Origin of the sequence: Duganella sp. 3397 (assembly GCF_031456625.1) — a bacterium.
Classification (GTDB): domain Bacteria; phylum Pseudomonadota; class Gammaproteobacteria; order Burkholderiales; family Burkholderiaceae_D; genus Rugamonas; species Rugamonas phyllosphaerae.
Map to the genome: position 1 here is coordinate 61,578 of NZ_JAVDVB010000006.1, position 21,542 is coordinate 83,119.

Sequence of the window (21,542 nt, forward strand, 5' to 3'; positions counted from 1 at the left end):
AATACCATGAGCACTGCCGCCCTGCCCCCTGCCGACCTTGCCGCCGAACTGGCACAGGTGCGCGCACGTTTCGACGCCATCGTCTCCAATACGCCCGGCCTGGTGTACCAGTTCGTGCGCGAAGCCGACGGCAGCGTCGCCTTTCCCTACCTGAGCGACGGCTGCCAGGCGCTGCTGGGCCTGGCACCGGCCGACCTGCACGCCGCACCCGGCCGCTTCCTCGAACTGGTCCTGCCCGAGGACCGGGGCTCGTACCTCGATGCCATGCAAGCTTCGGCCAACGCGCTGCGGAGCTGGAACTGGGAGGGCCGGATCTGGGTCGATGCCTGGAAGGACGTCAAGTGGATCAATCTGCGCGCCACCCCGCACGCGCTGCCCGGCGGCGCCATGCGCTGGGACGGCATGATGACCAACATCACCGAAAGCAAGCAGGAACAGCAGGAAGTGCGGCAGTCGCGCGCGCGGCTGGCCGAGCTCAGCGCCCACAGCGACCGCGTGAAAGAACAGGAACGCGCCCGCATCGCCCGTGAAATCCACGACGAGCTAGGCGGCAACCTCACCGCCATCAAGATGGCGCTGGCCATGCTGGCCGCACGCCTGAACGGCATCGGCATCGACCCGACGCTGCGCGAACGCACCGATTACCTCGACTCGCTGGTGGACCGCACCATCGACGCCGTGCACCGGATTTCGCTCGACCTGCGCCCCGCCCTGCTCGACCTGGGCCTGGTGGCCGCACTGGAGTGGCAGGTGCGCGAGTTCGACAAGCAGGCCGGCATCGAGACCACCTTCAGCTACAACCAGCGCGACATGGGGCTGGACGAAGACCAGTCCACGGCCCTGTTCCGCGTCGCCCAGGAGGCGCTGACCAATATCGCCAAGCATGCCGAAGCCAGCCGGGTGAGCGTGAAGCTGGCGCGGCTGCGCCATTACGTCAGCCTGAAAATCACCGACGACGGCCGCGGCATCCGCCAGGCCGACCGCGCCAAGCCGGCGTCGTTCGGCCTGCGCGGCATGGTGGAGCGCACCCGGGCGCTGGGCGGCACCCTGACGCTGAGCCACGCGCCGGGCGGCGGCACCGTGGTGGCGATCAAGATACGCCACGAAAGCACGGGCACGGAGGCTACAATAGCCGGATAGCCAACCGGCGACCAATTGCTGTGAATAATGCGCCACAGAGCGCCTGCAAATAAAGTAGAGAAAACCACCATGAGCGAAAAAGCCATCATCAAGGTCTTCATTGCCGACGACCATGCCATCGTGCGCGAAGGCTTGAAGCAAATCCTGGCCGAGACGCGCGACATCATCGTGGCCGGCGAGGCTGAAAACGGCCTGGAAGCGGTCAAGCTGTTCCGCAAGTCCGAATGCCAGGTGATGCTGCTCGACATTTCCATGCCCGACCGCAGCGGTATCGACGTGCTCAAGCAGATCAAGAAGGAAAAGCCGGACCTGGCCGTACTGATGTTGTCGATGCACCGCGAAGACCAGTACGCGATCCGCTCGCTCAAGGCGGGCGCGTCCGGCTACCTGACCAAGCAGAGCGCACCGCGCGAACTGGTCAACGCCATCCGCCAGGTGGCGGACGGCCAGAAATACATCAGCCCGGCGCTGGCGCAGGAACTGGCCAACCACGTGGGCGAAGACCACGAGGCGCCGCCGCACGACGCCCTGTCCGACCGCGAGTACCAGACCCTGACCATGATCGCCTCCGGCAAGACAGTGGGCGTGATCGCCAAGGAGCTGTCGCTGTCGGTCAAGACGGTCAGCGAGTACCGGGCCCGGCTGCTGGTCAAGATGAAGCTCAAGAACAGCGCCGAATTGACACACTACGCCATCAAAAATCAGCTGATCGACTAACGAGGGACGACGAACCGCGCCGACAGGGGTAAAATGACAACGACGCGACCATAAGTCGTTGTCGGATAGAACATTTTTGATGCAGAAATGAAAGACGTTTTTCTGCGCCTGCTCCGCGCAATGATGCATCAGGATTGGGCCTATCATGCTACAACCAAGTAAACCCATAGAGGTTCCATGTCCAGCAAACCCGCAGTCCCCGAGCAGAATCCGGCCGAGATCGCACGCGAGGCGTTCAAGCGCCTGGCGCTGCGCCGGATCTCGCCCACGCCCGAGGCTTACCGCGAGATTTACAACGAAATCGCCGGTATCAGCGAACCGGTCGCGGCCCCGGTGGTTGCCATCGACCCCGGCCCGGAAGCGGTACTGAACCAGTTTGCCACGCGCCTCACCGACGGTACCGGCGACCTGGCCGATTTCGGCCGCCGCTTCAACCGCGCCGTCAAATCGCGCGACTGGGACGGCTATGCGCGCATGTTGTCGCAACTGGTGGAAAAACACTTTATCAGCAAGAAGCCGGGCATCGAAGTGGCCGGCATCGGTGGGGTCGGTGGCGCCGCTGTGGTTGGCAGCGTCGAGGACGAGCAAAGCCGCGTCCTGCGCGAACTGCTCAGCCGCGCCCTGACCTTCGCGGTGGCCTCGCTGCTGGCCGGCGCGCCAGCGCTGGCGGCCGAAGCCGAATCCCTGGGCAGCGCCGCGCGCGAGGCCCACAACGAGGAAGCGCTGACCGAGATCGGCCAGCGCCTCAAGCAACTGTGCTTCCAGATCGAAGTGCGCGGCGCCGACAGCGGCGAGCAGCAGGAACTGCTGCTGCGCCTGTTCAAGCTGCTGCTGGAAAACGTCAGCGAACTGCTGGACGACGACAGCTGGCTGCAGGGTCAGATCGAGGCCGTGCAACACCTGATTTCCGGCCCGCTCGACGTGCGCGCACTCGAGGACGCCACCCGCACGCTGAAAGAAGTCATCTACAAGCAGGGCCAGCTCAAGCACAGCCTGTCGGACGTCAAGCTCACCGTCAAGAACATGATGATGACCTTTATCGACCGGCTGGGCGCGGTGGCCGCATCCACCGGCGACTTCCACGAGAAAATCGGTGGTTATTCGGACAAGATCAGCAAGGCCGACAATATCGCCGAGCTCAATACCATCCTCGACGAGGTGCTCAAGGAAACCCGGATGGTGCAGGCCGAAGCGCTCAAGGCGCGCGACAAGATGGTGCTGGCGCGCCAGGAAGTGCAGGATGCGGAAAGCCGCATCCACGCGCTCGAGGCCAAGCTCCAGCACTTGAGCGAGCTGGTGCGTGAAGACCAGTTGACCGGCTCGCTCAACCGGCGCGGCCTCGACGACGTGTTCGACCGCGAAACCGCGCGCGCCGACCGCCGTGGCACGCCGCTGTGCATCGCCGTGCTCGACCTCGACGACTTCAAAAAACTCAATGACACCTATGGTCACATCGCCGGCGACGCGGCCCTCAAGCACCTGGTGAAGATCGTCAAGGAAACCCTGCGCTCGATGGACGTGATCGCCCGCTTCGGCGGCGAGGAATTCCTGATCCTGATGCCCGAGACCACCATCGACGCGGCGGCATCGACCATGACCCGCCTGCAGCGCGAATTGACCAAGCACTTCTTCCTGCACGATAACGAGAAAGTCCTGATCACCTTCTCGGCCGGCGTCGCGCTGCGCCGCCCGAATGAAGAGCAGACCGACCTGGTCAAACGTGCCGACAAGGCCATGTATTCCGCCAAGCAGACCGGCAAGAACCGGGTGGTGATGGCCGAATAGGCTAAAAAACTTGGTACGGATGCCACAAAATCTATCCAGCCCGGCGCCTGCCGGGCTTTTTTTTCATTTAAATCGCCGAGAAATAAATTATTTTTCACCCTAAAGAATCGTTTTTTGCGGTCGATTAAGCGCAGGCATCGGCTGAACTTTAGGGCTGAAATGAAATTTATAGTTCGTTTCCAGGGCTAAATTTTCCCGTGGGGCAACCGAAAATCATTACAACAGCGGTTTGATTGTCTCGGAACGCGGAGACAGACCAAAGTGAAATGAGCAGCTAGCCCACACCGTAGTAATCTGGAGAATCATCATGGCACAAGTCATCAACAGCAACATCCAATCGCTCAATTCGCAACGTAACCTGAGCAGCTCGCAAGCTAATCTGTCGACCTCGTTGCAACGTCTGTCCTCCGGCCTGCGCATCAACAGCGCCAAGGACGACGCCGCCGGCCTGGCAATTTCCGAGCGCTTCACGTCGCAAATTCGCGGTAACCAACAAGCAGCCCGTAACGCCAACGATGGCATCTCGCTGGCTCAGACTGCTGAGGGTGGCTTGAGCACCGCCGGCGATCTGCTGCAACGTGTGCGCGAACTGGCAGTACAGTCCGCCAACGGTAGTAACTCGGCATCGGACCGCGCTTCGATCCAGAACGAGGTGAGCGCCCTGAGCAAGGAACTCGACCGCGTTGCCACCAGCACCCAGTTCAACGGCCAGAATGTGCTCGACGGCAGCCTGACGTCCACCCAGTTCCAGGTCGGCGCCAACTCGAACCAGACCATCGACATCGGCGTGCAGAGCGCCAAGGCACGTGACATCGGCAATAACACCATCAAGCCGGCCGATACCGCGACCTCGCTGTCGCAAGCAAAGACCAATACCGCGACCAACCTCAATGCCGACCTCGGCAGCAACATGGTCACCGAAAAGCTGACCATCAAGGCTGGTGCCGGCGCTTCGCAGGATATTTTCCTGAAAGCGCAAGACAACACCGCTGGCGCGGTGGTCGTCGGCGACACGGCGAAATCGGCCGCTGCCAAGATCAATTCCGCAGCCGGTACCACCGGTGTGAACGCCGAGGCGAAAACCGAAGCGACGCTGTCGAAGATCGTCGATGGCGCGGTAAACTTCCAGCTGCGCGGCGCCAATTCCATCGCCAACGATCCGAACTCGAAGGCGGTCAACATCAGCGCCAAAGTGGTGGGTGGCGATCTGTCGGCACTGGCCCAAGCGGTCAATGCGCAGTCCGCGACCACGAATATCACCGCCAGCATCAAGGTCGATGCCAGCGGCGCCAAGGAACTGCAGCTGAAGGACAATACCGGCAACGACATCCAGATCGCCACCCAGGCCGGTGATGTTGCCCTGCAAAGCTCGGAAATACGCGGCCACGATGTCGGCGGTGTGGCCGGTGCTGGTGCTGTTCTGAGCGCTACCGCGTCCGCCTCGGTTGGTGGCCGTGTCGAGTTTTCGTCCGACTCGGGTTTCTCGATTACCACCGACCAGGCATCGTCGGCTGTGGTCGGCGGCAGCACCGCTACGGTCGGCAGCGACCTGCAATCGGTGGACAAAATCGACGTCAGCACCATTGACGGCGCCAACGCTGCGTTGAAAACCATCGACTCGGCACTGAACTCGATCAACAAGAACCGTGCCGACCTCGGTGCGATCCAGAACCGTTTCGCTTCGACCATCGCCAACCTGAACACGACCACCGAGAACTTGTCTTCCTCGCGTAGCCGGATCCAGGATACCGACTTTGCGCAAGAAACCGCCAACCTTACCCGTGGCCAGATCCTGCAACAGGCCGGTACCGCGATGCTGGCCCAGGCCAACTCGCTGCCGAACGGCGTGCTGTCGCTGCTGCGTGGCTAATCTCTCCGGATGAGTTAGCTCAGAAAAAACATGCGCTAACCACGCTCCCCGGCTGACTCTGTCAGTCCGGGGATTTTTCGTAAAGGACGCATCATGACTATCGACTCAATAGGCTCAGTTGCCGCCGGCCGCCCGCAAGAACGCCAGATCGCCGGCAGCGATGCCATTCAGGCAGCGGGCGCGACCCGCGCGCCGGCCACGGCTGTGGAGACGGCCAACGCGGTCAAAGGTCCGCCGTCGCTCGACCAGGTCAACCGGGCGGTGTCCGAATTGAACCAATCGCCGCAAGCGAAGTCGCAGGGACTCGAGTTTTCCATCGACACCGACAGCAAGCGCACCGTGGTCAAGGTCATCGACCAGAGCACCAAGGAAGTATTGCGGCAGATTCCGACACCCGAGGCGCTGGAAATCGCCAAGGCGATGGAAGCCAAATCCACCAAGGGCGTGCTGATCCAGCAAACCGCGTGATCTTGGCGTGATACTGCAAAAAGCGCCTGTGTACTCATTTGTGTGCTTATCAACAACAAAAACCAGCTTCCGGGCTGGTTTTTTTTCGTCCGTACGGGTTTAAAAAAATATTTATTCTCTGCACTAAAGATTTGCGAGGTATAGTCGTAAACATGGTCCCAGGCGCAGACGCCGGTGGACTGGGCGTAGTGGATACGCCAACAGCGGTTTGAGCGCCCCGGAACAGCGTGGCGGACCAAAGTGAAACGGGCACCGAGCCCAGCCGTTGTCACTGTGGAGAATCCCATGGCCCAAATTATTAACAGCAACATCCAGTCGCTGAATTCCCAGCGCAACCTGAGCAGCTCGCAAGCCAGCTTGTCCACCTCCCTGCAACGCCTGTCTTCCGGCTTGCGCATCAACAGCGCCAAGGACGACGCGGCTGGCCTGGCCATTTCCGAGCGGTTCACGGCGCAAATCCGTGGCAACCAGCAAGCCGCCCGCAATGCCAACGACGGCATCTCGCTGGCGCAAACCGCTGAAGGCGGCCTGGGCACGGCCGGCGACCTGTTGCAGCGCATCCGCGAACTGGCGGTGCAATCGGCCAACGGCAGCAACTCGGTCTCGGACCGGGCGTCGATCCAGAACGAAGTGAGCGCCCTGAGCAAGGAACTCGACCGGGTAGCCAACACCACCCAGTTCAACGGCCAGAATGTGCTCGACGGCAGCCTGACGTCCACCCAGTTCCAGGTGGGCGCCAACTCCAACCAGACCATCGACGTCAGCATACAAAGCGCCAGGGCCCGCGATATCGGCAACAACACCATCAAGCCAGTCGATGTTCCCACGTCGCTGTCGCAAGCGAATGCGGCCACCGCCGCCAATCTGAACGCCGACCTCAGCAACTTCCTGACTGCTGACGATACGCTGACCATCACATCTGGCGCCGGCACCAGCCAGCAAGTGTTCCTCAGGGCGCCACAGGCCGGTCCACCTGCCGTTGCCGGCGACAACGCCAAGTCGGCGGCGGCCAAGATCAATGCCGCCAGCGTCACGACAGGGGTCACGGCCGAAGCCAAGACGGTGGCGACCATCGGCAGCATCAAGGACGGCGCCGTCAACTTCCAGCTGCGCGGCGCCAATTCGAACGCCAACGATTCGACCTCGAAACCGGTGACCATCAGCGCCAGGGTGACGGGCGGCGACCTGTCGGCCTTGGCGCAAGCGGTCAACGCCCAAAGCGCGACCACCAACGTCACCGCCACCGTCAAGCTCGATGCGGCTGGCAACAAGGAATTGCAACTGACGGACAACACCGGCAACGATATCCAGATCGCCGCTCAGTCGGGCGACCAGGCATTGCAGGGCGCCACCGTCCGTGGTCACGATATCGGTGGACAGCCCTCGACCGCCACGGTGGCCCTCGACACCACGACCGGCGCAGCGGCGGTCGTGGGCGGCCGGATCGAGTTCTCGTCCGATGCTGGCTTCTCGATCACCTCCAGCATCACCACCGGCTCGGCGGTGACCGGCGGCGTGACGATAGGCAGCGACTTGCAATCGGTGGACAAGGTTGACGTCAGTACGGTCGAAGGCGCCAATAACGCCCTGAAAACCATCGATTCAGCGTTGAACCTGATCAACAGGAACCGTGCCGACCTCGGCGCAATCCAGAACCGTTTTGCCTCGACGATTGCCAACCTGAACACCACCTCCGAGAATCTCTCGGCCTCGCGCAGCCGGATCCAGGACACCGACTTCGCCCAGGAAACGGCCAACCTGACGCGCGGCCAGATCCTGCAACAGGCGGGCACCGCCATGCTGGCCCAGGCCAACTCGTTGCCAAACGGTGTGCTGTCGCTGCTGCGTGGCTAATCCCGGTCCCAAAAGCATGCTGACCCAGCAAGCCGCCTGATCCCCCTCGTCCACGCGGCGCGCCAGGTGCGCGCCGTATTTTTTCCCTTCATGGCAATCTTTTTACGGCGCGCAAAACCACCGCGCAGGCGCCGGTACGCCCGGCAAACCCCGACTTTTCATTGCTAAGTGGGAACTGGCTGGTATTCTTCCCTCTCAAGTCCGGTTTGATTCTGCCGTTATTGCCTTATATTATTGTTTTACACAGGAGCGCACCGTGGGCATAGCTACCACCAACATCGGATCCGGTCTGAACCTCGACGACATCATCAGCAAACTGATGGTGGCGGAGTCCGCGCCACTCAAGCAGTTCGACAAAAAGTCGGCCAGTTACCTGGGCCAGGTATCGGCGTACGGCAACCTGTCGAGCGCGCTCGGTTCGTTCCAGTCGTCGCTATCGAGCCTGACGTCGATCAACAGCTTCCAGACCATGTCGGTCGCACCCGGCGACTCTTCGATCTTCACGGCCACCGCCAACGGCACCGCCAAGGCCGGCTCCTACCGCGTCAACATCAGCCAGATCGCCCAGCCGCAAACGCTGGCGTCGGGCGGATTCAAATCGACCACGGCAGCCATCGGCGTTGGCGCCAAGACCACCATCAACTTTTCGCTCGGCGCGGTTGCCGGCGGCACCTTCGGCATCACCGGCACGGCGCTGGGCGCCAGCCTGCACACCGGGGGCCTCACACCAGGCGCACTGTCGATCAATGGCACCGCAATCGCCACCGACGGCACTACCCGCAGCGCGCGCCTGCTGGCCGATGCGATCAACGCCAAGAGCACCACTACCGGGGTGTCGGCCAAAGCCGCGCCCACCGAGACGTCGGCCACCCTGTTCGGCAGCGGCGGCGCTGCCAGCTTCGGCGCGGTGGACACCAGCGGCGGCGGCACCTATTCGCTTACCGTGGGCGGCGTGGAAATTGCCGTGCAGGGTGCGAACGTGGCACCCGGCGCGCCCGAGGCCGTGAGCGCGGCCTCGATCGACGCCGCGCTGACCGGCAACACCGCCGTGGTGCGGGCGCTGGCCGACGCCAACATCACCGTCAGCGGCACCGCTGCCGCCGGCACGTTGCAATTCAAAAATGCCGACGGCAGCAATATCGGCATCTCCGAGGCGGTGACGGGCAGCGTCACCGGCGGTATCGGCAACAGCGGCCAGGCCAATCTCGGCTCCAACACGACGGCGGTGTCGTCGATCTCGCTCATTTCCAACGATGGCAGCCCGATCAACGTGGGCGGCTCCAACCCGGCCGGCGCCGGCCTGGCTGCCGGTATCGGTGGCGCTTACCTGGGTTCGACCTTCACGGCCGACGCCGAGCGCACCAGCGGTAACATCGTGATCGACAGCACCAACAATTCGCTGTCGGGCATCGTGGACGCCATCAACAAGGGCAATTTCGGGGTGACCGCCAGCATTGTTTCGGACGGCTCGACCGGCACCAACGCCACGCCCAACCGCCTGATTCTGACGTCGACCAACACTGGCCAGAGCTCGAGCATGAAGATCACGCTGGCCGGCACCGGCGGCGAACCGCCCGACCCGGCCCTGGTCAGCCTGCTGGGCTATGATCCGGGCGGCGTGCAAAGCCTGAACCAGAAGGCGGCCGCTTCCGATACCAAGGCCACCGTCAACGGCATCGACGTGACCAGCTCGAGCACCGGTATCAGCGGCGCCATCACCGGCGTGACCATCAGCGCAGTCAAGATAGGCGCGTCCACCCTTACCGTGGCCAAAGACACCAGTTCGCTGACCACGTCGGTCAACGGCTTTGTCAAGGCGTATAACGACCTCAACAGCCAGATCGCTTCGCTCGGCGGCTACAATGCCGAAACCAAGACCGGCGGCCCGCTGCTGGGTGACTCCACGCTGCGCAACCTGCAAGCGACGATCCGGCGCCAGATGACGTCGTCGATTACCGGTCTGCAAGGCAGCAACCTGACCAACCTGTCGCAGATCGGCGTGACGTTCCAGAAGGACGGCACGCTGGCGCTCGACAGCAGCAAGTTGAGCAAGGCGATCGACACCAATTACAACGACATCGCCGGCCTGTTCGCGGCGGTGGGCCGGGGTACCGATCCCGACATCAAGTTCAGCAGTTCCACGGCCAAGACCGTGGCTGGCGATTATGCGATCAACATCACCCAGCTGGCCACCAAGGCCGTATTGAAAGGTAATACTGCCCTGGCAGCGGAAACCACGATCGCGCCGGATACCAGCTGGACCATCACGCTCAACGACACGACGCCGCCCAACCTCGACAACACGGTGGCAGTCAGCATCCCGGAAGGTAAATACAGTCCGAGCCAGCTGGCCACCATGCTGCAATCGGCAATCAACGGCGTGAGCAAGTTTTCCTCGGCCGGCGCCACTGTGGCGGCCACCATCGGCGACGATGGCATGCTCAAGCTGGAATCGACGCGCTTCGGCGCCAAGTCCAACATCAATATCGCCAATTCCACCGGCACCAGCATGGCCAGCGTGTTCGGCACCGCCACGCCGGTCAAGGGCCTGGACGTGGCCGGCACCATCGGCGGCTACTCGGCCGCCGGCGACGGCCAGACGCTGACCGGCGCGCCCGGTGCGCCGATCGAAGGCCTGAAGCTCACCATCGAAGGCGACACCATCGGCAATCGCGGCACGTTCGGCTTTTCGCAGGGCTACGCTTACCAGCTCAACACGCTGGCGGCCAACTACCTGGGCGGTACCGGCGTGATTGCCAGCCGCACCAAGGGCCTCAACGATACGGTCAAGGACATCACCGCCCAGCGCGACGCCTTCAGCACGCGCCTGGTGGACGTGGAGGCGCGCTATCGCAAGCAATATTCGGCGCTCGACACCATGATCGCCGGTCTCAACAGCACCCAATCGTATCTGACGCAGCAGCTGGCCGCGCTGGCAGCGAACCGTTAAGCATTATTTACAGGAGACAGAGTATGTTTGGATCTCGACAAACTGGCGTGCATGCCTATGCCAAGGTTGGCATGGAAACCGGCGTTGTTGCCGCCAGCCCCCACAAGCTGATCGTCATGCTGTTCGACGGCGCGCTGGTCGCGCTCAACAGCGCATTGGGCGCCATCCGCAGCGGCAATATTGCCGAGAAGGGCAAGTCGCTGTCCAAGGCCATCCTGATCATCGACAGCGGCCTGCGCGCCGCGCTCGATAAAAAGGCCGGCGGCGAGATCGCCGAGGGGCTCGATTCCCTGTACGAATACATGAGCGGGCGCCTGCTCACTGCCAATATCCAGAGCGATGCGGCGGTGGTCGAAGAAGTCCAGCGCCTGCTGATCGAACTGCGCGACGCCTGGAATGCGATCGCCGACACGCCTGCCGCCACCGGCCGCCCCCAACCTGCCAACTTTGCGAGCGTTTGACCCATGATGACGAATCAAGAAGCTTTATCCGCCTACGCCGCCATGGCCGCCCTGACCGAACAGATGGTGCAGGCCGCCAGCGCCAGCGACTGGGACACGTTGGTCGCGCTCGAACAGCGCGTGGCCGTGCATGTGCAGGCGCTGCGCGCCGAGCCGGCCCAGTCGATGACCGGCGCTGACCGCGAACGCAAGATCGAGCTGATCCGCCAGATGCTCAACGCCGACCGCCAGATCCGCGACCTCACCATGCCGTGGATGGCGCAATTGTCCAAGCTGATCAGCTCCACCGGTACCGAACGGCGCGTGGTTAACGCCTACGGCAACGTCTAAAGCAGGGGCGCGCCATGTTGCCGCGCATTGACGCCAGCGTCCGGCCGGTAGCGCAATCGGACGGCGCCGGCACCGGCGTCGCGGTGGGCGATGGCCGCCAGGGCCAAGTCGCGCTGCAAAAAGCACTGCAAGGCCTGGTTGGCCAGACCGTGCCGGCGGTGGTGCAATCGAAGTTCAGCGACGGCAGCGCGCTGGTCAAGGTCGCCGAGCAGAACGTGCGCATGATGTTGCCGGCCGACGTCAAGGTCGGCGCCGAAGTCTCGCTGACCGTGCTCAGCGCCTCCCCTCGCCCCACCTTCCAGTTCGGCACCGGCACCGCCGGCGCCACCGTGGTCTATCCCGACGGCGGCGACGGCCAGGCCGCCGGTCTGCCGTCGCAAACCGCGCAGGCCACGTTGCCGGGTGCGGCACGCGGCGCGGGTTTGCCCGGTAATGTCCAGCCAGGTCTGCCTGCCGGTGCCGACGCCGCTGCCGACATCGATGCCCAGCCTGCAGCCACTGCCACCGGCGCTGCCCAGGGCGGCCGCACCGCTGGCGCCGAAGCGACGCGGCCGCAAAGCCTGGCCGCCACCCTGCTGGGCAAGGCGCCGCTGACCGCCAGCGCCGATCTGCCCGGGCTCGACCATACCACGCCGCAATCGACCCTCAGTCCCACCGCACGCGCGCTGGCGACGGTGCTGCCGGCTGCCGGCCAGATGGCGCAACTGGCGCTGGTGGGCAAGACCGCCCTGTTCGGTAACGCCGCGCCCGACACCGACAAGCTAACCCAGAAACTGCACGACACCATCTCGAAGAGCGGGCTGTTCTACGAATCGCACGTGACCGAGTGGGTCAAGGGCGAACGGCCGCTGGCGGACCTGATGCGTGAACCGCAAATGCAGCAGATGCAGCAACTGCAACGGCTGGCGCAGCGCTCGGGCGAAGCGCTGGCGCGGCTGGGGCCGGGCGGCCCGGACCTGACGCCGGCGCAAATGGTCAACCAGCAGTTGCACACCCAGGAGCAAGGCCGGGTGCAGTGGAACGGCGAGGCGTGGCCCGGCCAGCAAATGCAATGGGAGGTCAAGCGCGAGCAGAACCAGCAGCACGGCAGCCGCCAACAGCCAGAGGCCGAGAGCCAGGAGCAGGTCTGGCGCAGCGGCGTGCGCTTCCGCCTGCCGATGCTGGGCAAGGTGGGCGCCACCGTGACCATGGTGGGCGACCAGGTCCACGTGCAGCTCAATACCGACACCGATGACGCGGCCACGACCTTGCGCGCCTACGCCGGCCAGTTCGAATCGGCCATGGCGGCCGCCGGCGCCCTGCTCTCTTCGCTGGCGATCACCCAGCAGGATGGCGACAGCGCCCAGGGAGCCGAGCATGGCCACTGAAGTACGCAAGCCGCTGCAACAGGCGGTGGCCCTGGCCTACCAGGACGGCGCCCCCGCGCCCAAGGTGGTGGCCAAGGGCCGTGGCCTGGTAGCCGAGCAGATCATCGGCGTGGCAATGGAAGCCGGCGTGCATATTCACGAATCCAGGGAACTTGTTTCTTTGCTCATGGACGTGGACCTTGATCAACAAATTCCACCCATGCTCTACCGCACGATTGCGGAACTGTTGGCATGGCTTTATTATATTGAATCTGCGCAAAAGTCCGGCCAGCCGCTGCCGGCGCCGCCTGACACCAGCGTTCCCCTCACCGATACTTGACTCGACTGGCCTTCGATGTACCCTCATTTTCAGGACGCGGAATTGGAAAACTGGCACGATTTCGAGATCGAATCGCGCAAGGAGATCGTCGCCCTGCTGCGTAACATCGGCCAGAAAAACCAGTTGATCCGCATGCTGATCCAGGGTGAATCGGACGTGTGCGTGACTTCGATCCTGGACGTCGACGACCAGCGCGATACCGTGGTGCTCGATACCTCGATCGACGAGGAGCAGAACCAGCGCATCGCCAATGCCGAGCGGCTGTCGTTCGAAACCACGCTCGACAAGGTGCGCATCCTGTTTGCCGCCGAGCGCATCGAACCGATCACCCACGAAGGCGAAGCAGCCTTCCGCATCAGCGTGCCGCCCACCCTGATCCGCCTGCAACGGCGCGAGTTCTACCGCATGAACACGCCCGTGACCAACCCGGTGCGGGTGGTCATACCGTTGCCCGATGAGCTGGGCGGCGACACCAGCTTCCCGCTGGCCGACATCAGCTGCGGCGGTATCGCCCTGCTCGACAACAAGATGTTGCTGGGCGACGCCATCGGCAAGGTGTTTCCCGGCTGCCGCATCGATCTGCCCGAGATCGGCGCGGTCACCACGTCGCTGCAGGTGCGCAACTCGCTCGATATGACCTTGCTCAACAACAAGACCAACCGCCGCTTGGGCTGCGAGTTCACCGGCATCCAGCGCAGCATGCTGGCCTACGTGCAACGCTATATCACCAAGCTCGAGCGCGAACGCAACGCCCGCATCGCCGGCCTCGGCTAATTCCTGTACCCCTTCCTGTAGGCCGACGGCGACAGCTGCAACGCTGCCTTGAAATGCTGGCGCAGCGACAGCGCCGACCCGAATCCCGCCTGCTGCGCCACCACCTCGATGGCGGCGTCGCTGCTTTCCAGCAAGCGGCGCGCCAGCGCCAGCCGCTGCGCCAGCAGCCACTGCTTGAACGAACTGCCGGTTGCCTGGCGAAAGTGCCGGGTGAAATGGCGCCGGCTCATGGCTGCGCGCGCAGCCAGCTGGTCGATGCTGTGGGCGTGTTCGAGCCGTTCGCCCACCCAGGCCAGCACGTCGGCAAAGCGGCCGTCGCTGCGCGAGACCGGCAGCGGCCGTTCGATGAACTGCGCCTGGCCGCCCTGGCGGTGCGGCGCAATCACCAGTTGGCGCGCCACCGCGTTTGCCAGTTCCGCTCCGCACAGCTGGCGCAGCAAGTGCAGGCAGCAGTCGAGCCCGGCCGCTACGCCGGCCGACGTCAGCACTGCACCCTGGTCCACGTACAACACGTCGCTGTCCACCTTCACTTGCGGAAAACGCTGTGCCAGCTGGCCGGCAAAAGCCCAGTGGGTGGTGGCGGTCTTGCCGTTCAACAGGCCCGCCTCGGCCAGCGGAAATGCGCCCAGGCACAAACCGACCACGCGCGCGCCGCGTTCGTGGGCGCGGCGCAAGGCCGCGAGCAACAGCGGCGGCGCCGGGCGGCAATCGTCGTGCCACGATGGCATGATGACCAGGTCGGCATCGTCGAGCGCTTCCAGGCCATGGCTCGTGGCAATCGCGAAACCGGCCGAGGTGGCCATCGGCGTGCCATCGGCTGCGCACACGCACACGTCGAAATGCCCGGCCGGGGCGGCGTCGAACACCAGGCATGGCACCGACAGGTGGAACGGGGTGATGCCGCCGAAGGCGATTACGGCCACCTTGATTGTGATTGGGCTCATGGCCCGATTGTAACGCAACCATGCCTTCGGGCCACTGGCTGGTGTGGCTTGTCCGGCCGACAATGGGTTTTCACTGAACCTTCAAGGAAACTGCCATGACCAATCCTGCACCACGCCGCGCCCTGCTCGTCATCGATGTCCAGAACGAATACTTCACCGGCAAGCTGCCGATCGAACACCCGCCGGTGGCCACCTCGCTGCCCAATATCACGCTGGCAATGGACACGGCCGGCGTCCATGGGGTGCCCGTCATCGTGGTACAGCACGCCACACCGGCCGGCACGCCCGTGTTCGCCACCGGTTCCGATGGCTGGGCGCTGCACCCGGACGTGGCCGCACGCAAGGCCGACCACCACCTGCAAAAAAGCCAGGCCAGCGTGTTTGCCGGCACCGACCTGGCCGGCTGGCTGCAGGCGCGCGGCATCGATACCTTGAGCATCGTCGGCTACATGACCCATAACTGCGACGCGGCCACCATCTACCATGCGGCGCATGCGGGTCTAAAGGTGGAATTTTTGGCGGACGCGAGCGGATCGCTGCCTTACGAGAACGCAGCCGGCAAGGCCAGCGCGGAAGAGATCCATCGCGTGTTCAGCGTGGTGTTTCATTCGAGTTTTGCAGCCGTGGCAACGACCGCCAACTGGGTCGCTGCCGTCAAAAACGGCGTGGCGCTGGAAATGGACAATATCGTCATGTCCAGCCAGCGCGCCAAAAAAATAAATCTGATTGCGGCTGCTTGAAAGCGCCCGGGGCTAGGCGCAGCGGCGCAGACAGTGCGTTAGCACGGCAAGCCGCTGCAACGACGCCATGGGTGTTTTCAAGCAGCCGCTAGACTTGCATGTTCATGATGTCGTGGTATGCGGTGACCAGCTTGTTACGGACCTGGATCGCGGCCTGGAAGTTGATGCTCGACTTCTGCATCGTGATCATCAGGTCCGACAGGCTGACGCTGTCGTCGCCCATGGCGAAGCGCTTGCCCATGTCGCTCGATTTCACCTGGGCCGCGTTGACCGAGTCGAGCGCGGTTTTCAGTGCGTCCGAGAATTCGGCCTTGGGCGCGGCCACCGTTTCGGTCTGCACCACGGGCGGCGTGAGCTGCGGGCGCGTGGCGTGCGCCTTCAGCTGCGCGATCATCGACTGGATCTGGCTGCTATCGATTCCACCTGTTCTCATTTCCACTCCTGTTGGTTCTTGGCGTTGCTTTCACGAAACAAATTTCACGTTTTGCTCCGGTGCGGCGTTACAATGACGGACGGCTCGGGTTTCCTCGCGGCCTCCCTTTTATTCAGAGCTGACAGATTACCAAGAGCAAGGCAAGCACTCTGGTCCGAGCAGGGCCGGAAAAGGCGCGCTGTTCACGCGATTGAATTGCCTGGGGTCAAGCAATAATAGGCATCACTCCCACGTACCCGGAATTTAACCATCATGGCCGTCGCCGAACCACTCGACCCTTCCAACGCGCCCCCTGCCCCGGCAGCCGACGACGGCGCCGAACGCCTGCCGTTCCTGCAAACGCCGATGGGCCGCAACGTGCTGCGCGGTGCAGCGGCTGCGGCAATCGTGGCGGTGCTCGTCGGCCTGTACCTGTGGAACAAGGCGCCCGACTACGGCGTGCTGTTTTCCAACTACACGGATCGCGACGGCGGCGCCATCACGGCCGAGCTCGACAAGCTCAACATCAAGCACAAGTTTTCCGAAAACGGCGCGGCGATCCTGGTGCCGACCGAACAAGTGCACGATGCGCGCCTGAAACTGGCCGCCCTCGGCCTGCCGAAAGGCGGCAACGTCGGCTTCGAGCTGATGGAAAACCAGAAACTGGGCGTCTCGCAATTTCTCGAACAGGTGAACTACCAGCGCGCGCTCGAGGGCGAACTGGCGCGCTCGATCCAGTCGCTGGCGGCCGTGGAAAACGCCCGCGTGCACCTGGCGCTGCCAAAACCGTCGGTATTCGTGCGCGACCAGCAAAAGCCGACCGCCTCGGTGCTGCTGACCTTGCACCCGAACCGCATGCTCGACCCGCTGCAAACGGCCGCCATCGTCCACCTGGTGGCCTCGAGCGTGCCGGAACTGATGCCGGCCAACGTGACCGTGGTGGACCAGGCCGGCAACCTGATCTCGGACCAGAACAAGAAGTCGGGCCTGAACGCCAAGAACATGGACGAAACCCAGCTCAAGTATGTCAAGGACATGCAGACGCAGATCATCAAGCAGGTCGAATCGATCATCGTGCCCATCGTCGGCGAAGGCAATGTGCGCGCCGAGGCGACTGCCGACGTCGATTTCTCGCAGATCGAGCAGGCCGCCGAAACCTACAAGCCGAACTCGCCGCCGGCCGCCTCGGCCATCCGCAGCCAGCAAAGCACCGAAACCAATGGCGGCGCGCCGGCCAACCCGGGCGGCATTCCCGGTGCGCTGTCGAACCAGCCGCCGGGCACGGCCACCGCGCCGCTCGACCAGATCGCCGGTGGCGCCGGCGCCGTGCCGCCCGCCCCGGGCACACCGCCGGGCGCCAATGCCAACGCAAACGCCTCGCCCACCCACAAGGAATCGACCACCAATTACGAAGTGGACAAGACCGTGCGCTACGAGTCGCGCGGCATGGGCGGCCTGCGCCGCCTGACGGTAGCGGTGGCGGTCAACTACAAGCGCATGGTCGATAAAGACGGCAAAGTCACGGTCAAGGCCTATACTCCTGAAGAGATGGCGAAAATCAATGATTTGGTAAAACAGGCGATGGGCTACAACCAGGACCGCGGCGATGCGGTCAGCGTGGCCAATTCGCCGTTCGACGGCGTCGACCGGCCGTTCGAGGCGCCGCTGGACTGGTGGCGCGACCCGGCCAACCTGCCAATGGCCAAGGACCTGGCCAAGTTCCTGATCACGGCCCTGATATTGCTGTACATCGTGCTGCGCATCGTGCGCCCGATGATGCGGCCCGTGTTCAAGAAAATCGACGAGATCAACACCCCGGAGCCGGAGCCGGAAGTGCCGGAAGAAGTCATCGACGAAGGCCCGGACGAGGCGCTCATCGCCGAAGAAGAATTGCGCAAGATGGAAGAAACCACCGTGCGCTCGTATCGCGAAAACCTCGCCATGGCGAAAAAACTGGCGGTCGAAGATCCGCGCATCGTCGCCAACATCATCAAGGAATGGATAGGCGCAAATGACTGAGAATACCGGACTGCAAAAAGCGGCGATCCTGATGCTGGCCATGGGCGAGAGCGAAGCGGCCGAGGTGATGAAATACCTCGGCCCGCGCGAGGTGCTCAAGCTGGGCGCGGCGATGGCCACCATGAAAAACGTGCCGCACGAAGAAGTGGTGGGCACGCTGGAAAACTTCCGCGACATGGTGGCGGCAGCGTCCACCGTGGGCCTCGATTCCGACGAGTACATCCGCCAGGTGCTGACCAAGGCGCTGGGCGACGACAAGGCCTCGGTGCTGCTGTCGCGCATTTTGGGCGGCAAGGACGCGTCCGGCATCGAATCGCTGAAATGGATGGATTCGCAATCGGTTGCCGAGCTGATCCGCAACGAACACCCGCAGATCATCGCCACCATCCTGGTCCACCTCGAGCGCGACCAGGCCTGCGAAATCCTCAGCCACTTTACCGACCGCCTGCGCAACGACGCGGTGCTGCGTATCGCCACCCTGGACGGGGTGCAGCCGGCCGCGCTGCGCGAACTGAACGACGTGCTGACCAAGCTGCTGTCCGGTAACGAAAACATCAAGAAATCGTCGCTGGGCGGCGTCCGTACCGCGGCCGAGATTCTCAACTTCATGAGCGGCGAGCAGGAAAGTTCGGTGATGGACAACATCAAGAACTACGACAACGACATGGCGCAGAAGATCATGGACGAGATGTTCGTGTTCGACAACGTGATCGACATTGACGACCGCGGTATCCAGCTGCTGCTGCGCGAGGTGCAGTCGGAAATGCTGATCGTGGCCCTGAAAGGCGCATCGCAGGAACTGCGCGAGAAAATTTTCAAGAACATGTCGGCGCGCGCCAGCGAAATGATGCGCGAAGACCTGGAGTCGAAAGGCCCGGTCCGGCTGTCGGAAGTGGAAAGCCAGCAAAAGCAGATCCTGCAGATCGTGCGCCGCCTGGCCGACGAAGGACAGATCGTCCTTGGCGGCAAGGGCGAAGACTCATTCGTGTAAAGGCAGTCCAGTAGTCCATGTCCACCATACCAAGAGAAAAGCAGACCGCCTTCCAGCGCTGGGAAATGACCTCGTTCGGCGACGAACGCCCGAGCGTGGTGGCCGAACGCGACGCCGAACAGCGCGCCCACCAGGCCGAGCAGGCCCGGCTCGACGCCGAGCAGCGCGTGTACGATGAAATCGAAGCACAGCAGGAACTGGCCGACATCGGCCCGCCGGTGCCGCCGCCGATCGTCTATCCCACCGTCGAGGAACTCGAAGCGATCCGCGAGGAAGCGCGCACCTCGGGCTACGAGGAAGGCCACGAAGCCGGCCACGCCGATGGCCGCAAGGAAGCGCTGGACGCCGGCAAGATCGTCACCGACGAAGCGCTGGAACACGTGCGCGCACTGGCCGACAACTTTTCCACCGCGCTGCGCGAGGCCGACCAGCTGATCGCCAACGACGTGCTGGAACTGGCGCTGCAACTGGCCAAGGGCATGTTGAAAGCCGCCCTGCCCGCCAAGCCCGACCTGATCATCCCGATCGTGCGCGAGGCGATCGAATACCTGCCCGTGCTGCAACAGCCGGCGCTGCTGGTGCTGCACCCGGACGACGCCGAAGTGGTCAAGGCCGGCATCGGCGAAGAACTGACCAAGGGCGGCTGGCGCGTGGTGACCGACGCCAGCATCGGCCGTGGCGGCTGCAAGGTCGATACCGCCAGCAACCAGATCGACGCCACCGCCGCCGCCCGCTGGGAGCGCCTGACCCATGCGCTGGGCAAGGACATCGGCTGGCTCGACTGATACCGACATGAGCGCCGATACCGACATCCCCACACCAGACGCCACCGACGCCGCCCAACAGCCGGCCGAGGGCCTGATATTGCCGCCGGCCGAATTGCCGGCCGAACTGCAAACCCGGCTGCAGCCAGGCCTTGAGCAATTGCTCGATGGCGACGAAGATGCTGATCCCGCCCCGCCTGACCTTTCCCCGGCACAGGCGCCGGCAAAAAATCCGCACGCCAGCCGCTGGCAAGCCTACCTTGGCGACTGCACCGCGCTGGTCGGTTTTGTCGAACCGATGCAGGTGTCGGGCCGCGTCACCCGCGTGGCCGGCCTGGTGATGGAAGCGGTGGGCCTGCGCCTGGCCGTGGGCGCCGCCTGCACCGTGCCGCTGCCGTCGGGCGGGCGCATCGAAGCCGAAGTGGTCGGTTTCGAGGGCGACAAGTTGTTCCTGATGCCGCAAAGCGATGTCGAAGGCGTGGTACCCGGCACCCGGGTGTTCCCGGTGGAGCCGGCCATTCCACGTCCCGGCACCGTCAACCACCCGCGCCGCCGCCCCAGCGACCGCGCGCGCCACCTGCCGGTCGGCCCCGAACTGCTGGGCCGGGTACTGGACGCGGCCGGCCGGCCACTCGATGGCCTCGGTCCCCTCAACGCGTCCGACAGCGCACCGATCAATACCCGCCCCGCCAACCCGCTGGGCCGCGCACCGATCGTCGATACGCTCGACGTGGGCGTGCGCTCGATCAACGCCATGCTGACCGTCGGACGGGGTCAGCGCATGGGCCTGTTCGCCGGTTCCGGCGTCGGCAAATCGGTGTTGCTCGGCATGATGGCGCGGTACACCGAGGCCGATATCATCGTGGTCGGCCTGATCGGCGAGCGGGGTCGGGAGGTGAAAGAATTCATCGAGCAGATCCTCGGCGCCGAAGGCCTGGCCCGTTCGGTCGTGGTGGCCGCGCCAGCAGACACGCCACCGCTGATGCGCCTGCAAGGCGCGGCGTACTCCACCGCAATTGCCGAGCACTTCCGCGACAAGGGCATGAATGTGCTGCTGATCATGGATTCGCTGACCCGCTACGCCATGGCGCAACGCGAAATCGCGCTGGCCATCGGCGAGCCGCCCGCCACCAAGGGCTATCCGCCGTCGGTGTTCGCCAAGCTGCCGGTGCTGGTGGAACGGGCCGGCAACGGCGAGGTGGGCGGCGGTTCGATCACGGCCTTCTACACCGTGCTGACCGAGGGCGACGACCAGCAAGATCCGATCGCCGACTCGGCGCGGGCGATCCTGGACGGCCACATCGTGCTCAACCGCCGCCTGGCCGAAGCGGGCCACTACCCGGCCATCGACATCGAGCAATCGATCAGCCGCGCCATGCATTCGATTACCCCGCACGAGCACCAGCAACGCGCGCGCCGGCTGAAACAGTTGTTTTCACGCTACGAACGCAGCCGCGACCTGATCAGCGTAGGAGCGTATGCTTCAGGTACCGACCCGGTACTGGACCAGGCCATCGTACTGCACGACAAGATCGAGCAATTCCTGCAACAGCAGATCACCGAGCGGGTGACCATGGACGAGAGCTTGGGGCAACTTACCACGCTGTTCAACTGATTGACGGTTACCGCCGAGAACT

At 63.8% G+C, this 21,542-nt stretch carries 19 protein-coding genes; 17 read left to right on the top strand and 2 right to left on the bottom strand.

Features of this window, described 5'->3' with window-relative positions; all coding sequences use genetic code 11:
- The first annotated feature begins 6 nt into the window (after window positions 1-6).
- From J2X54_RS20105 to J2X54_RS20160, 12 genes are all read left to right on the top strand, one after another.
- Complete coding sequence (locus J2X54_RS20105) at window positions 7-1,140, top strand: ATP-binding protein (RefSeq protein ID WP_310183016.1); 1,134 nt, start codon at window positions 7-9, stop codon at window positions 1,138-1,140.
- Between the two features lie 69 nt (window positions 1,141-1,209).
- Complete coding sequence (locus J2X54_RS20110) at window positions 1,210-1,857, top strand: response regulator transcription factor (protein ID WP_310183018.1); 648 nt, start codon at window positions 1,210-1,212, stop codon at window positions 1,855-1,857.
- A gap of 177 nt (window positions 1,858-2,034) precedes the next feature.
- A complete protein-coding gene (locus J2X54_RS20115; protein WP_310183019.1) occupies window positions 2,035-3,642 on the top strand; it encodes a GGDEF domain-containing protein in 1,608 nt (535 codons plus the stop codon).
- A 307-nt stretch (window positions 3,643-3,949) separates the two neighbouring features.
- Entirely contained in the window at window positions 3,950-5,512 is a 1,563-nt protein-coding gene (locus tag J2X54_RS20120; protein ID WP_310183021.1) for a flagellin, read from the top strand.
- A 93-nt stretch (window positions 5,513-5,605) separates the two neighbouring features.
- Entirely contained in the window at window positions 5,606-5,980 is a 375-nt protein-coding gene (locus J2X54_RS20125; RefSeq protein WP_310183024.1) for a flagellar protein FlaG, read from the top strand.
- Between the two features lie 285 nt (window positions 5,981-6,265).
- Window positions 6,266-7,834 (top strand): flagellin, encoded by a 1,569-nt coding sequence (locus tag J2X54_RS20130; RefSeq protein ID WP_310183027.1) that lies wholly within the window; start codon window positions 6,266-6,268, stop codon window positions 7,832-7,834.
- A 256-nt stretch (window positions 7,835-8,090) separates the two neighbouring features.
- Complete coding sequence (fliD, locus tag J2X54_RS20135) at window positions 8,091-10,784, top strand: flagellar filament capping protein FliD (protein ID WP_310183030.1); 2,694 nt, start codon at window positions 8,091-8,093, stop codon at window positions 10,782-10,784.
- A gap of 23 nt (window positions 10,785-10,807) precedes the next feature.
- Window positions 10,808-11,245, top strand: a complete 438-nt coding sequence (fliS, locus tag J2X54_RS20140; protein ID WP_070248682.1) for a flagellar export chaperone FliS — start codon at window positions 10,808-10,810, stop codon at window positions 11,243-11,245.
- A 3-nt stretch (window positions 11,246-11,248) separates the two neighbouring features.
- Window positions 11,249-11,575: a flagellar protein FliT gene (locus J2X54_RS20145; RefSeq protein WP_310183034.1), complete on the top strand. Its 327-nt coding sequence runs from the start codon at window positions 11,249-11,251 to the stop codon at window positions 11,573-11,575.
- A gap of 14 nt (window positions 11,576-11,589) precedes the next feature.
- Window positions 11,590-12,942, top strand: a complete 1,353-nt coding sequence (locus J2X54_RS20150) for a flagellar hook-length control protein FliK (protein WP_310183035.1) — start codon at window positions 11,590-11,592, stop codon at window positions 12,940-12,942.
- Entirely contained in the window at window positions 12,932-13,261 is a 330-nt protein-coding gene (locus J2X54_RS20155; protein WP_310183036.1) for an EscU/YscU/HrcU family type III secretion system export apparatus switch protein, read from the top strand. The genes J2X54_RS20150 and J2X54_RS20155 overlap by 11 nt, the downstream gene beginning before the upstream one ends.
- A gap of 15 nt (window positions 13,262-13,276) precedes the next feature.
- A complete protein-coding gene (locus tag J2X54_RS20160; RefSeq protein ID WP_310183038.1) occupies window positions 13,277-14,035 on the top strand; it encodes a flagellar brake protein in 759 nt (252 codons plus the stop codon).
- On the opposite strand, the gene J2X54_RS20165 is transcribed toward J2X54_RS20160, so the two are convergent.
- Window positions 14,032-14,964, bottom strand: a complete 933-nt coding sequence (locus J2X54_RS20165) for a GlxA family transcriptional regulator (RefSeq protein WP_404990944.1) — start codon at window positions 14,962-14,964, stop codon at window positions 14,032-14,034. The genes J2X54_RS20160 and J2X54_RS20165 overlap by 4 nt on opposite strands.
- Window positions 14,965-15,074: 110 nt before the next feature.
- On the opposite strand from J2X54_RS20165, the gene J2X54_RS20170 reads away from it, so the two are divergent.
- A complete protein-coding gene (locus tag J2X54_RS20170) occupies window positions 15,075-15,719 on the top strand; it encodes a cysteine hydrolase family protein (protein ID WP_070248676.1) in 645 nt (214 codons plus the stop codon).
- 88 nt (window positions 15,720-15,807) lie between these two features.
- Here J2X54_RS20170 and fliE read toward each other — a convergent pair whose 3' ends face one another.
- Window positions 15,808-16,152 (bottom strand): flagellar hook-basal body complex protein FliE, encoded by a 345-nt coding sequence (fliE, locus tag J2X54_RS20175; RefSeq protein WP_070248674.1) that lies wholly within the window; start codon window positions 16,150-16,152, stop codon window positions 15,808-15,810.
- Window positions 16,153-16,404: 252 nt separating this feature from the next.
- Between fliE and fliF the strand changes: the two genes are divergently transcribed.
- The 4 genes from fliF to fliI are packed head-to-tail and all read left to right on the top strand — an operon-like array spanning window position 16,405 to window position 21,520.
- Window positions 16,405-18,150: a flagellar basal-body MS-ring/collar protein FliF gene (fliF, locus tag J2X54_RS20180; protein WP_310183046.1), complete on the top strand. Its 1,746-nt coding sequence runs from the start codon at window positions 16,405-16,407 to the stop codon at window positions 18,148-18,150.
- Complete coding sequence (gene fliG / locus J2X54_RS20185) at window positions 18,143-19,141, top strand: flagellar motor switch protein FliG (protein ID WP_070248671.1); 999 nt, start codon at window positions 18,143-18,145, stop codon at window positions 19,139-19,141. Before fliF ends, fliG begins: the two co-directional genes overlap by 8 nt.
- A 17-nt stretch (window positions 19,142-19,158) precedes the next feature.
- Entirely contained in the window at window positions 19,159-19,926 is a 768-nt protein-coding gene (locus tag J2X54_RS20190; RefSeq protein WP_310183048.1) for a flagellar assembly protein FliH, read from the top strand.
- 7 nt (window positions 19,927-19,933) lie between these two features.
- Complete coding sequence (gene fliI, locus J2X54_RS20195; protein WP_404990939.1) at window positions 19,934-21,520, top strand: flagellar protein export ATPase FliI; 1,587 nt, start codon at window positions 19,934-19,936, stop codon at window positions 21,518-21,520.
- The last annotated feature ends 22 nt before the right edge of the window (window positions 21,521-21,542 follow it).